General features: G+C 62.0%; 13 protein-coding genes and 1 pseudogene. 11 read left to right on the forward strand and 3 right to left on the reverse strand.

Going from position 1 to position 12,707, the window contains the following annotated elements; translation table 11 throughout:
• Window positions 1-138: 138 nt before the first annotated feature.
• The 6 genes and pseudogenes from NKI61_RS18300 (at window position 139) to NKI61_RS18325 (ending at window position 4,463) form a co-directional block, all read left to right on the forward strand.
• Window positions 139-1,194 carry an ABC transporter ATP-binding protein gene (locus NKI61_RS18300; protein WP_352840230.1) on the forward strand — a complete coding sequence of 352 codons (1,056 nt, stop codon included), beginning with the start codon at window positions 139-141 and terminating at the stop codon, window positions 1,192-1,194.
• A 41-nt stretch (window positions 1,195-1,235) separates the two neighbouring features.
• Window positions 1,236-1,688, forward strand: coding sequence for an RbsD/FucU family protein (locus NKI61_RS18305; protein WP_023669431.1), 453 nt, complete (start codon window positions 1,236-1,238; stop codon window positions 1,686-1,688).
• Between the two features lie 4 nt (window positions 1,689-1,692).
• On the forward strand, window positions 1,693-2,622 hold the full coding sequence (gene rbsK, locus NKI61_RS18310) for a ribokinase (RefSeq protein ID WP_352625283.1): 930 nt from the start codon (window positions 1,693-1,695) through the stop codon (window positions 2,620-2,622).
• Window positions 2,623-2,894: 272 nt separating this feature from the next.
• A pseudogene (locus tag NKI61_RS18315) lies at window positions 2,895-3,263 on the forward strand (alpha/beta fold hydrolase); the annotation flags it as partial.
• Between the two features lie 278 nt (window positions 3,264-3,541).
• Window positions 3,542-3,697: an alpha/beta fold hydrolase family protein gene (locus NKI61_RS18320; protein WP_023742813.1), complete on the forward strand. Its 156-nt coding sequence runs from the start codon at window positions 3,542-3,544 to the stop codon at window positions 3,695-3,697.
• 1 nt (window position 3,698) lies between these two features.
• Window positions 3,699-4,463: an SGNH/GDSL hydrolase family protein gene (locus NKI61_RS18325; RefSeq protein ID WP_352650131.1), complete on the forward strand. Its 765-nt coding sequence runs from the start codon at window positions 3,699-3,701 to the stop codon at window positions 4,461-4,463.
• Between the two features lie 61 nt (window positions 4,464-4,524).
• On the opposite strand, the gene NKI61_RS18330 is transcribed toward NKI61_RS18325, so the two are convergent.
• Window positions 4,525-5,538 (reverse strand): NADP-dependent oxidoreductase, encoded by a 1,014-nt coding sequence (locus NKI61_RS18330; protein ID WP_023700514.1) that lies wholly within the window; start codon window positions 5,536-5,538, stop codon window positions 4,525-4,527.
• Between the two features lie 92 nt (window positions 5,539-5,630).
• Between NKI61_RS18330 and NKI61_RS18335 the strand changes: the two genes are divergently transcribed.
• The 5 genes from NKI61_RS18335 to NKI61_RS18355 all read left to right on the forward strand — a co-directional run bounded on the left by NKI61_RS18335 (window position 5,631) and on the right by NKI61_RS18355 (window position 10,636).
• The gene (locus NKI61_RS18335) at window positions 5,631-6,563 is read left to right on the forward strand and encodes a LysR family transcriptional regulator (RefSeq protein WP_352840232.1); all 933 of its coding nucleotides are present in this window, start codon (window positions 5,631-5,633) and stop codon (window positions 6,561-6,563) included.
• A 194-nt stretch (window positions 6,564-6,757) separates the two neighbouring features.
• Window positions 6,758-7,162 (forward strand): MAPEG family protein, encoded by a 405-nt coding sequence (locus NKI61_RS18340; protein ID WP_023682292.1) that lies wholly within the window; start codon window positions 6,758-6,760, stop codon window positions 7,160-7,162.
• A 513-nt stretch (window positions 7,163-7,675) separates the two neighbouring features.
• Window positions 7,676-8,713 (forward strand): SMP-30/gluconolactonase/LRE family protein, encoded by a 1,038-nt coding sequence (locus NKI61_RS18345; protein ID WP_156933968.1) that lies wholly within the window; start codon window positions 7,676-7,678, stop codon window positions 8,711-8,713.
• Window positions 8,714-8,781: 68 nt separating this feature from the next.
• Window positions 8,782-9,954, forward strand: coding sequence for an alpha-hydroxy acid oxidase (locus NKI61_RS18350; protein WP_031246463.1), 1,173 nt, complete (start codon window positions 8,782-8,784; stop codon window positions 9,952-9,954).
• Entirely contained in the window at window positions 9,947-10,636 is a 690-nt protein-coding gene (locus tag NKI61_RS18355) for an RraA family protein (protein WP_023682289.1), read from the forward strand. Before NKI61_RS18350 ends, NKI61_RS18355 begins: the two co-directional genes overlap by 8 nt.
• Window positions 10,637-10,649: 13 nt before the next feature.
• On the opposite strand, the gene NKI61_RS18360 is transcribed toward NKI61_RS18355, so the two are convergent.
• Both NKI61_RS18360 and NKI61_RS18365 read right to left on the reverse strand, forming a co-directional pair.
• A complete protein-coding gene (locus NKI61_RS18360; RefSeq protein WP_023669440.1) occupies window positions 10,650-11,603 on the reverse strand; it encodes a response regulator in 954 nt (317 codons plus the stop codon).
• Between the two features lie 64 nt (window positions 11,604-11,667).
• Window positions 11,668-12,687 (reverse strand): chemotaxis response regulator protein-glutamate methylesterase, encoded by a 1,020-nt coding sequence (locus NKI61_RS18365; protein WP_023682287.1) that lies wholly within the window; start codon window positions 12,685-12,687, stop codon window positions 11,668-11,670.
• Window positions 12,688-12,707 lie beyond the last annotated feature (20 nt).

Consider the following 12,707-nt stretch of genomic DNA (forward strand, 5'->3'; position numbering starts at 1 on the left):
ATCCGACTGCCGGATTGGCAACAGCTAATATTTGCGTAATCGATTACCTTGTCAACACGAATGGCTTTTTATCGATAACATACCGACTTGCCCTTGCCGTTGGCAATGGCTAGCTTCACCGCGAGAAAAGGGGGGACGATGGCTCAAGTCGCGATCAGCAATGTGGCCAAGGGGTTCGGAACCGTCAAGGTCCTGCACGAGGTCAGCGTCGATATCGCCGATGGCCAGTTCGTGGTGTTGGTCGGCCCGTCGGGCTGCGGCAAGTCCACGCTGCTCAGGATGGTGGCCGGGCTGGAGACCGTCTCCGGCGGCACGATCGCCATTGGCGAGCGCATCGTCAACAATCTGCCGCCGGCCAAGCGCGACATCGCCATGGTGTTCCAGAACTACGCGCTCTATCCGCACAAGACGGTGGAGCAGAACATGGCGTTTGCGCTGAAGCTGCGCAAGACCGATCCAGCCGTGGTCGCCGAGCGGGTCAAGCGCGCCGCCGACATTCTCGACCTCAATCCGTACCTGAAACGTTATCCGCGCCAGCTATCCGGCGGCCAGCGCCAGCGCGTCGCCATGGGCCGCGCCATCGTGCGCAATCCGCAAGTCTTCCTGTTCGACGAGCCGCTCTCCAATCTCGACGCCAAGCTGCGCGTGCAAATGCGCACCGAGATCAAGGAACTGCACCAGCGGCTGAAGACCACCACCATCTACGTCACCCACGACCAGATCGAGGCCATGACCATGGCCGACAAGATCGTCGTCATGCGCGATGGCCGTATCGAGCAGGTCGGCGCGCCATTGGAATTGTTCGACCGGCCGGCCAATCTGTTTGTCGCCGGCTTCATCGGCTCGCCGTCGATGAACCTGCTCAAAGGCGTGGTGCGCAAGGGCGACAAGGTCGAGATAGCAGGCACGCTGTTCCCGGTCGCGGCCGGCAGCGCCGCCAAGGAGGGCCAGGCCGTGGTCTATGGCGTGCGGCCCGAGCATCTCGAAATCCATCCCGACGGCGTGCCGGCAAAGATCTCGGTGGTCGAACCCACGGGTTCCGAAACGCTGGTCTTCGTGCGCTTCGGCGACAGCGGCGAGATGGTGGCGCTGTTTCGCGAGCGCCACGACTTCAAGCCCGGCGACACGCTCAATCTCAAGCCGCGCCTCGACCAGGTCCATCTCTTCGACGCCGAGACCGGCAACCGGCTCTGATTTCCAATCGACTTTGACCAAACTGTTTGACGAGGACTGCCATGCTCAAAGGGATCAACCCATTGCTCAATGCCGATGTGCTCCAAGCGCTCAGGGCAATGGGACACGGCGACGATCTGATCATCGCCGACACCAATTTCCCCGCCGATTCGGTGGCAAAGCAGACCGTGCTCGGCAAGCTTCTGCACATCGACGCCTCGGCGGCCGATGTGGTCAAGGCGGTGCTGTCGCTCTATCCGCTGGACACTTTCGTCGACGATGCGGCCGCGCGCATGGAGATCGTCGGCAAGCCGGACGAGATCCCGCCGGTGCAAAAAGAGGTGCAAAAGGAGATCGACAAGGCCGAGGGCAAGGCCTGGCCGATGATCTCGGTCGAGCGCTACGCCTTCTACGAGCGCGCCAAGAAAGCCTATTGCGTCATCCAGACCGGCGAGCGCCGCTTCTATGGCTGCTTCGCCTTTCGCAAGGGCGTCGTGCCGCCGGACGCCGAGTAGGGCCATGGCGTCGGGCAAGCCTGTCGTCATTCTGGGCGTTTTCGTCGCCGACACCGCTTACCGGGCCGATCGACAGCCGCGCATGGGCGAGACCATTCTTGGTAATTCCTTCAAGCTGGGACCTGGCGGCAAGGGCTCGAACCAGGCGGTGGCGGCAGGCAAGCTCGGCGCCGACATCACTTTCCTGACCCGGCTTGGCGTCGATGCTTTCGCCGACATGGCCAAGGCGACCTGGGCAGAGGCGGGCGTGAAATCCGCCGTCATCGACACGCCGCAAAGCTATACCGGCGCGGCCTACATCTTCATCGAGGAGACGACCGGCAACAACGCCATCATCGTCAGCCCGGGTGCGGCGATGCTGATCTCGTCTGAAGACATCGAGGCCAATGCCGGCCTGATCCGTGGAGCCGGCGTCTTCGTCACCCAGCTCGAACAGCCGATCGACGCGGCACTGCGCGCACTCGAGATCGCGCGCGGGGCAGGGGTGACCACCATTCTCAATCCGGCGCCGGCGGCCAAGCTGCCGGACCGCATCTACACGCTGTGCGACTATGTGACCCCCAACGAAACCGAGGCGGAGGAACTGACCGGCATCAAGGTTTCTTCGATCGACGACGCTCGCCGCGCCGCCGACAGCCTGCTCAAAAAAGGCGTCGGCTCGGTCATCATCACGCTCGGCGAAAAAGGCGCGCTGCTGCACACGGCCGCTCGGTCCGACCATGTCCCGGTGGTCAATGCCGGCGCAGTGGTCGAAACTACCGGTGCGGGCGATGCCTTCAATGGCGGCCTGGCCGCCGCACTCGCCAAAGGCGTGGAGCCGCTGCAAGCCGTCCGCTTCGCCTGCGCCGTCGCCGGCATTTCGGTGACAAGGCCGGGTACGGCGCCCTCCATGCCGACGCTGCAGGAGGTCGAGGCGCTGCTGGCCAAGGGGTGACGTCGTTGCGGGAGAGACCGAATTCAGATCCGACCGGATCTGAATTTCCACATGAAAGACCATGTTCTAGACGATTATGTCACATTTCTCCTGAGGAGAAATGGCGCGAGTGACGGGGCTCGAACCCGCGACCTCCGGCGTGACAGGCCGGCGAAAACGCCTGATTAATCAACGAATGGTTTCAATTCCTCACGCTCTCGAATTTGCGGGAAAAAGCGCGAAATTGAAACTTGCTTATCAGAACTCCTCGTCAACTCCGCGAGATATTAACTTTGATCGACGCATCCGCTGCTGCCAGCCTAGCGGCTGGACCGGGACAGACTGCTCCCGGCGACTTCTGGATCGGCTGGAGACGGCAGATCGATGCGCTGGCTTCCGCCGGATTCCGGGTCATCGTTCCCGACCAGAGGGGCTACAACACCAGTGACAAGCCGAAAGCCATCCGTGAATACACGCTCCCGAAGCTCGTCGGCGATGTCGTTGCCATCGCCGACGCGCTCGGCATCGGAAGGTTTCACCTCCTCGGTCATGACTGGGGCGGTATCGTCGCCTGGGCGGCAGGCGCAAAGCTGCCGCACCGCCTGGAAAGGCTCGTCATCCTGAACGCGCCCCATCCCGAGGTGCTGCTTGCCCATTCCTTGCGATCTCCGACCCAGTTCCTGCGGAGCAGCTATGCGGCCTTTCTTCCAGTTCCCCTTGCTGCCGGAGGCTTTTCTGGGGGCGGGGCGCTCGGCTCTGCTGGCACGGGCGCTCATCAAATCCAGCCGAACAGATGCCTTCACGGCGGAGGAAATCGCAGAGTATCGGCAGGCCTGGGAACGGCCGGGGGCGCTGACAGGCATGCTCAACTGGTATCGGGCGCTGCGCTTCCGCCCAAGCCTGAAGGAGGATCACGACGCCGACCCTTGTACTGTGGGGGATGCAGGACCAAGCTCTGGAATATGGCCTGGCCGAGCGCAGTCTGGCCCTTTGCAACGATCGGGGCCTGCAGACGTTCGAGAAGGCGACGCATTGGGTACAGCGCGAAGAGGCCAGCGCGGTGAATGCCGCGCTTCTGGCGTTCCTGGACGGCTGAGATGCCGTTCCGTTCTGCAGGTGGCCTGACTCGCCGTGATCTCCTGACCGTGCTCGCTGCCGCGGTCACAACCCACCACCTTACCTCCTCTGCTGATGCAGCATTGGCAGAGGCCTCAACGGAGCATCCGATGCCACACGTCGTCCTTCTCGGGGATTCGATCTTTGACAACGCTGCCTATGTCGCGCGCGGGCCCGACGTAGTGCGGCAGCTGCGGGAGCGCTTGCCGGAGGGGTGGCGTGCAACGCTAAACGCCGTCGACGGCGCCGTCACAAGCGGCGTCGAGCGGCAGCTTGAACGGCTCCCCCAGGATGCTAGCCATCTTGTCGTCAGCGTCGGTGGCAATGATGCTCTTCGTCATGCAGGGATTCTGGAGCAGGGGGCCTGTTCGGTGGCCGAGGTTCTGGACAGGATCAGCGATATCCGGGAGGAATTCGAGCACGACTACTGTACGATGCTCGAGGGGGCGCTGGGCCAAAACCTACCCACCGCTGTCTGCACGATCTACGAGGCGCGCTTTCCCGACCCACAGCGTCGTAGACTTGCCGCAACTGCCCTGACGGTCCTCAACGACGTCATCACCCGGGCGGCGTTCTCGCGCGGTTTGCCGCTCGTCGACCTGCGCTTGGTATCGAATGAGGACGCGGACTTCGCCAATCCTATCGAACCGTCAGTGCAAGGCGGCGCGAAGATCGCGGCAGCCATCGCGGCACTTGTAGTCGAGCACGATTCAGCCGGACGTCGGTCGGTGGTCTTCGTCGGCTAAACGGCGTAATCGCGCCCGATCGTCTGCACTCCCGATGGTCGGTCGGACTGAAAGCAACAATTCAGACGGCCAGCACGATCTTGCCTTGAATACTGCCGTCGGCGGCGCGCTCATGTGCGCGCGATGCCTCGGCCAGCGGGAATGTGCTGTCGATGACGACACGCACAAGGCCGTCGTCGAGCAGGCGGGCGGCTTTTGCCAACTGCGCGCCATTGGATCGAACCTGTGTGGATGAGACCGTGATCCCCAGCCTCTCTGTCTCTTCGTGACCAGCGAAGCCCAGTGGGTTGACCAGGAACAGCGCGCCGCCCGGCTTCAGAACATGGAAGAAGCGCTCCATGTCCGCGCCGCCCACCGCGTCGAGGACAAGGTCGACGTCTCGAACGACATCTTCCGCCGCGGTTGTCTTGTAGTCGATGAATTGATCCACGCCGAGATCGCGCATCAGCGCCTCGTTCTTGGCCGATGTCACCGCGATGACGCGCGCGCCCCGCCATTTCGCCAACTGGACGGCCAGATGCCCGACACCGCCTCCGGCACCATTGATGAGCACCGTCTTGCCGTCGAGGGGCACCGGCTCATGCGGTAAGGGCTGGAACGGATTCGGCTCGTCGTGGCCAAGTTCGATCAAGAACTGCCATGCCGTCAGAAGCGACATCGGCGCACCAGCCGCATGAATATGGTCGATGCCGGCTGGTTTCAATGCAACATGCGATGCCGGCACACTGACATAATGCGCGTAGGCATTGCTACCCGTCATCAAGTTATCGGGGAAGCGAACCATTGCGTAGACCTCGTCACCGATGCTGAACTCAGCGACGTCAGCGCCAACCGCTTCAATGACGCCCGACACGTCCGTGCCGAGAATCAGTGGGAAGGACGCGTTGGGTCGCCATTCTGGCGGCAGTGCGCGATAGCCATCCCGCAGATACCAGTCGGGCGGATTAAGCCCGGCCGCCTGGACTCGGACAAGCACCTCGCCGGGCTTCACACCCGGCCTAGGCGCGTCTTCGTACACCAGCATCTCGGGACCACCGAATGCGTGCAGACGGACTGCCTTCATCTTATCGCTCATTGGTGAAATCTCCGCTCATCCATGTCATTGGAGCGAATCTAGCGGCATGACCGCCGGTTGATAATCGGTGCCGATGGCGGTTAAGTAATGCCATGGCGGAACATATCACTTTGGATCGGCTCACTGGCATCATCGCCTTCGCGCGTGCGGGATCGCTGGGCAGCTACACGGCAGCGGCGCGCGCGCTGTCGATTTCCCCTTCGGCGGTCAGCAAGAGCGTCCAGCGGCTCGAGCGGCATTTAGGAGTGTCGCTGTTTACCCGTACAACGCGCTCGCTCACCTTCACGCCCGAAGGGCGCGACCTGCATGAGCGCGCGCTGCGTCTGCTACGCGAGGCGGAGGAAATAGAGCAGGCGGCAATGACCGCGCGCTCCGAACCATCGGGCACGTTGCGCGTGGCCGCGCCGCTGCCGATCGGACTGCATCTGATCGCTCCGGCTTTACCGGCTTTCCGTCGGCTCCATCCGAACCTGATCGTCGATCTCAGGCTGGGTGACCAGATGGTGGACATGATCGAGGAAGGGATCGATGTCGCCATACGCATCGGTGATCTGGCTGATACCCGGCTACTATCACGCAAGATCGCACCCCATCGGCTTTGCTGCTTCGCCTCGCCAGCCTATCTCGAGGAACGCGGCACACCGACCCATCCCGATCACCTGGAAGGGCACGACACCGTCAACCTTCGATATCAGAGCACAGGCCAGGCCTTTCGCTGGCCCTTCCGGATTGGCGACCGTGAAATCGAGATCGTGCCCAATTCCGGTGTGGTCGCCGATGCCAGCGATGCCGTGCTCATCATGCTGGCAGCCGGCGGTGGGATAGGCATAGGCGCCTCCTTCATGGCGGCTCCCTATGTGAAGCGCGGCGAACTGGTCCCAGTGCTGTCCACGTTCGCGGTCGAGCGAAACAATGTCACCGTGCTCTGGCCGGCAAGCCGACGCGCCAACCCCGCCGTGCGCGCCTTTCTGACCATGCTCGACGCCGCTTTCACTCTGCGAATGGCAGCTTCAAGCATCGACTGATCTGGCGCGGAAGGGTCGCTAAAGGGCGAAAGCGGTCAATCCTGCTGATTGGCTGAACGGCAGCTATTCCGGGCACAACGTCCAAAAGCTGCTATTCCGTTTCGGCCCCACTACAGGCCGCCCCTCCTCGTCGAATAGCATTAGACTAGTTGATCGGCTACAACGACCTAGATTGCTAGCAACGGGGAGGGCACATGTCGGCGAGTGCTTACGCATTGACTGGCTTCATCTCGTGGGCGCTGGCCCTGCTGATCGTGATGGAAGTTATCCGGAGCTACCTGGTGATCTCTGGGCAAGTCCCGGCAAACGGCTTTACGCCAGATAACGGAGCCCTCTCCCCGTTTATGCGGAGGTTAGCCCGTGCCCACGCCAACTGCATTGAAGGGCTTCCAATCTTCGGAGGTCTGCTCGGAGTCGCGATCATCATTTCAAAGACAGATGTCACGGATCCCTTGGCCTCCACGATGTTAGGCGCACGTATAGTGCAGTCGGTGATCCACCTCGTCTCAACCAGCCAACTCGCGGTCAGTCTCAGGTTCACCGCGTTCGCTGTGCAAATGGTGATTGGTGCGTATTGGTGCTGGTTGCTGTTGATCTGAAGAGTGGCGGAGCCCCGACGCAAAAGTGGGCCACCTCGATTCCGGGAGCCTTGGCAAACCCACTCCGGATCGTGACCCGAAAGACTGTCCCTTTTGACAGGCGAGCGAACCGCAAAACTGGCAGTGGCAAAACCGCCGTTGAGGCATGATATTGGTGTTGGATTTTGGGGCTACTCCCCAGCTTCGGAGAAGGATCGGCGTTCAGAGAGCAATTTGCACGCCTGGGCGCTGCGGCGCTCCCCAGCTTTTGGCCACACGCACGCCCTGCAAACGCTCGGCTCAAGAGCGCCTGGCAGCGGAGCAGAGAATTGTTGGACTTTGTGAGTGTTAGAGGGAGAGGAACTGAGATTCAACCTTCTCCACCTGCACTTGTTCCTTGCACGCTGGCCTCAGCAGCACCTAATCCTGCCACCCAACCTGGAGGAGCAAGCCAGTGCTACCGAGCTATGTAGACACCGATCGGCTCGCGCTGTAGCCATAGGCCTCCGCCCGTCGGGGTTCACCGGCGCCGGGGTGGGGGGGCGGCCTAGGGGGGCCAGCAACGCGCACGTCAGCCAAGCTATCTTTGAGTCGCCGGGTCCGGAGACCGCCAGGCTGGATTATACCCGACAAATCTTGTTAGGCTGCCGTTCTGGGGGTCGCACGATGAACGAGGTTGAAAAGCTGGCCGTCGAGGTTGTCGCGACCGGCCTTGGCTGGCCCGAGGGCCCGACGGTGCTGCCCGATGGCCGAATTGTCATCGTCGAAAGCTATCGCAGCCAGCTGACGGCCATAGATCGCGACGGAAGTGCTCGCCAGTTCGCGTATGTTGCCGGAGCGCCCAACGCCTGCGTTCTCGGATCGGATGACCTGCTCTATGTCTGCCAGAACGGCGGCACGACCGGACCTTGGCGGGCCGCGGACATGACGACGCCATCGATCCAGCGGGTTGCCGAAGGCGGAAAGCCGGAAATCCTGCTGAGCGAAGTCGCGGGCATTCGGCTCAATGGGCCAAACGATCTTGTATTTGCTGCTGACGGCCGGCTCATCTTCAGCGATCCCGGCACATACAACCCGGGGAATCCGGACCCAAGCTACATTTTTGCCGTCAACCCCGATGGCAGTGCTTACCTTGCTCTCGGTTTCGACAAGCCGACCTTCCCCAATGGTGTGGCGATCGAAGCCGACGGCTCGATCATTTGGGGGGAGTCCTATACGGGGCGCGTCAAGCGGCAGCGTCCGGATGGTTCCGTCGAAGACCTGGGCCGCTTGCCTGGGGCCAATCCGATCCCGGACGGGCTGAAGGTCGGAGCCGATGGCCGCCTTTATGTCACGGATATTGCCGCCAACGGCATTCACGTTCTGAAGCCCAACGGCACAGCGGAGGGTTTCTTCGTCTGCGGCAAGGCAACGACCAACTGCGTCTTCTCGGGCGAGATGCTTTGGGTGACAAATGCCGGCGTGCTGGCGACCGGCAGCGATCCCTCCTTTGAGGGAACACTCTCCTGCGTGCGTGTTCCGGGAGGCGGTGGACCGACGCATCATGGTCGCATCGGCGGAAAGCAACCGTGAGTAGCTCCTCGTCCGCCTCAAACACAGGCGATGACCGCGGTGCGGGCGGTGCGGCATCGTCTGCTTCGATGGCGGCGTTGAAGTGCCTGTACAGCGTGGCCGCGGTCCGCGTCGCCGCGCGGCGGACTTTGCCACGCCCGGTGTTCGACTTCGCCGATGGCGGTGCCGAGGATGAGCGAACGCTGCGCCGGAACGAGCAAGCTTTTAACGAGGTTGCCATTCTGCCGCGACCACTCAACGGTGCAACGACGCGAGACCTTTCCCTTGACCTCTTCGGCGCGAAACTTGCCATCCCGCTGGGCATCGCGCCAACCGGCCTGGCTGGGCTGTTCTGGCCCGACGGCGAGCGCGCAGCCGCCCGAGCCGCAGCGGCCGCAGGGACATTCTACTGCGCCAGCCACGGATCGGTCTGCACGCTGGAGGATATAGCAGCCACCGGAAGTAGCCCACGGTGGATGCAGGTGTTCGTCTATACCGATCGCGGCTTCACCCGAGAAATGGTGGATCGGGCGCGTGCCTCAAGCTACGACGCGCTGGTGCTCACCATTGATAACCAGATGCTTGGCAACCGTGAACGCGACATCCGCAACGGTTTTGCCATCCCGCCGCGCTTCGGTGTGGCCGGAACCCTCGCGGCCGCCACCAAGGCGGCGTGGCTTCTTCGTATGCGCACCCGACTCCCGAAACTGACTTTCGGCAACTACGCGCGCCCCGGAGATACGGCGACGGTCGGTGCATTGGCGGGCCGAATGGCCGCAATGCTCGATCCCGGACTCTCCTGGGCCGATGTCGACTGGCTGCGCACTGTCTGGTCCGGACCGTTGTTGCTGAAAGGCGTCCTGCATCCCAGCGAAGCCGCCGAGGCTGTAGCCCGAGGAATCGACGGCATCATCGTATCCAATCATGGGGGACGTCAGCTTGACGGCGCCGCCGCATCCCTGGACGCGTTGACGGCGGTTGTCGCGGCTGTCGCCGGCCGCGTACCAGTGCTTATCGACGGCGGCATCAGGCGAGGCTCTGACGTCGTCAAGGCCCTGGCGCTCGGCGCCTCGTGCTGTCTGATCGGGCGGCCGCAGTTGTGGGGGCTCACGGTCGCCGGCGAGGAGGGGGTACGCCACGTGCTCGAACTCTACCGCAAGGAGATCGACCGCGTCATGGGACTGATGGGCGCGCGGAGCCTGCGCGACCTCGGGCCGGACTGTATTTCGTTCGTTCAGGGAATGGGGCCGCTACATGATTGAAGACCCACCACTGCTCACCATCAAGCGCCGTTTCGAACGGCCCGCAGCAGAAATCATCAGTGCTTTTGCGGGCGTGCCGGTTAGCCAGGTCGTAGACGCGATGGGGGGACGCGGCGCCTTGCATTATGCGATCAAGCCACTGTCGCCAGCTACTGCGACGATGGTCGGCGTCGCCGTGACCTGTCACTGCGGTCCCGCCGACAACCTCGCCCTGTTTGGAGCACTGGATGCCGCAGCAAGTGGCGATGTCATCGTCGCGGCCACCGACAGCTTTGCCGGTACCGCGGTAACTGGCGATCTCGTGCTCGGCATGGCGCGCAACAAGGGGGTCGCCGGCTTCATCACTGACGGTCTGGTGCGCGACGTTGTCGGGATCGAGGCGGTCGGGTTGCCGGTTTACTGTGCCGGGGTCATTGCGAATTCGCCTGCGCGAAATGGTCCAGGCACGGTCGGATTCCCGGTGGTGCTGGGAGGAGTGACTATCTCGCCGGGAGACATACTGGTCGGCGACCGCGACGGTGTCGCCGTGGTGCCTCGCCTGGAGGCTGAGACTGTGCTGGCCCGGCTCTCCGCCATCAGGGCGGCTGAGAAAACTCTTGATGGCCTGGTGCGGCAAGGTCTCGAGATGCCCGACTTCGCCAAGGTCGTCCTCAAATCGAACAGGGCGCGCTTCGTTGACTGAGATGTGAGCTTCTCTAGCTGCGGGACATATGAAGCGCAACACGATTTCGTCCTTCCGATTTGGCACGAAACAGAGCCAAATCGGCGGCATTGACGAAATCGTTTGGCGTCTCGTTCTCGGTGGGCACCGCTGTTGCGACGCCGACGCTGATGGTCACGCGATCCGGGCCGTGGGGTATGTTCAACTCTCGCACGCTCTGGACGAGCCGCTCGGCGATCGCACTGGATTGTTCCAGTATGGTGTCGACCAGCACGATGACGAACTCTTCGCCTCCGTACCGCGCAGCGAGATCGGTGGAGCGGCCGGAACCGCTCTGGATTACGCGGGCGATTTGCTTCAGCACATCGTCGCCGGCCATATGGCCATAGGTATCGTTGTATCGTTTGAAGTTATCGGCATCGATCATCAACAGCGACAGTGGGGACTGTGCGCGAAAAGCGCGTTTCCATTCAGCCGCCAGATATTCGTCAAAATAGCGCCTGTTACCGAGACCTGTCAGGCCATCGATCCGCGTCAGACGTTCAAGCTCTAGATTTGCACTGATCAGCTGTCGCTGGCTTTCCCTCAGCGCTCGGTGTGCCGAGTCTCGCTGGACGTGATCCAGATAGGCCCGCGTGTGATATCGAATGCGTGCAATCAACTCGATACGATCCGGCAGTTTGACGAGATAGTCGTTCGCGCCCGCAGCGAAGGCTTCGCCCTTGGTGGCTGGATCTTCCTTGCTCGACAGCACAATGACTGGAACCGCGCGTGTCGACGCATGCTTCCTGTATTCTCGCACCAGATGTAGCCCATCCACCCCGGGCATGACGAGATCCTGCAGGATGACGGTTGGCTTTACCTCATCCGCGACCGTCATCGCTCTCAACGGGTCGGTGCAGAAGTGTAAGGAAATATCGGGCTCGTTGGCTAGGGCGCGCCTGACCGCCTCGCAAACCATGATCTGATCATCGATGAGCAGAACCATGGATGAATAGTTATCTGCAAGTGGCGGGACCAACTCTGGTTCTTGCGTCATCGGAAGGGGCCTTTCACGTGGAGCGCTCGCAGGCTTCGATTATACGTGAGCCGATCGCACCCAAAGGAAGAATATCAACAGCCGCGCCGATGTCGGCGGCGGCCTTCGGCATGCCATAGACGGCACTGGTTGCTCTATCCTGCGCGATTGTGAGATGTCCCTTGTCACGGAGCTGTCTCAGCCCGCGCGCACCATCCCTGCCCATGCCTGTGAGCAGAACACCAATCACCGAGCCAGGCCACCATTGCGCCGCACTTTCGAAGAACACATCTACCGACGGCCGATAAACATTGTCCTTGGGGCTGGGCGTATAGCCAAGTTGCTGAGCTGACTTGAAAACCAGATGATCCGCAGAACTGGCAACGAGAACGGTGCCCGCTTGTGGACTATCCCTTTCCCCCGCCGGACGGATCGGGAGACGCGTATGCTGCCCTAGCCAATCAACAAGGCCTGGAACGAACTGAGCATCGAGATGCTGGACGAGCACAATCGCGCCGCGAAAATCAACGGGAAACGCGCTCAGGACTGCGGCAACGGCAGCCGGCCCGCCCGCAGAGGCGCCGATTGCTATCACGTGTCGAGTTGACGGCTCAGCCGCACGTGACATCCGCCTTTTTGCCTGGGTAGGCGCATCGCCGATCAACTTGCCTATCGTTCGTATCTTGTTCGTCAAAAGCCGGGCGGATTGCGAGGACGCGTTGCCTTCGATGCCCACTGACGGAATATCGACTGCGTCAAGCGCGCCATGACCCATTGCTTCGTAGACGCCGGCGAGGTTGGCTTCGATACTGGCGGTCACCAGCAAGATTGAGCACGGGGTTTCCGCCATGATTCTGCGGGTCGCTTCCACGCCGTCCATCTCTGGCATCGCTAGATCCATGAGTATCAGATCCGGCAGATCACGTCTGCAGACCTCGACCGCCTCACGCCCATTAGTCGCGATCCACGCGACCTGATGTTCGCCGGTCAACAGAACCAGTCGACGCAGAAGTTCAACCGCCATCGGCATGTCGTTAACTACGCCGATTCTCATTCGTTGGCTTCCAATCTCGA

The sequence above is a fragment of the Mesorhizobium sp. M0514 genome, from assembly GCF_040321145.1.
GTDB lineage: Bacteria > Pseudomonadota > Alphaproteobacteria > Rhizobiales > Rhizobiaceae > Mesorhizobium.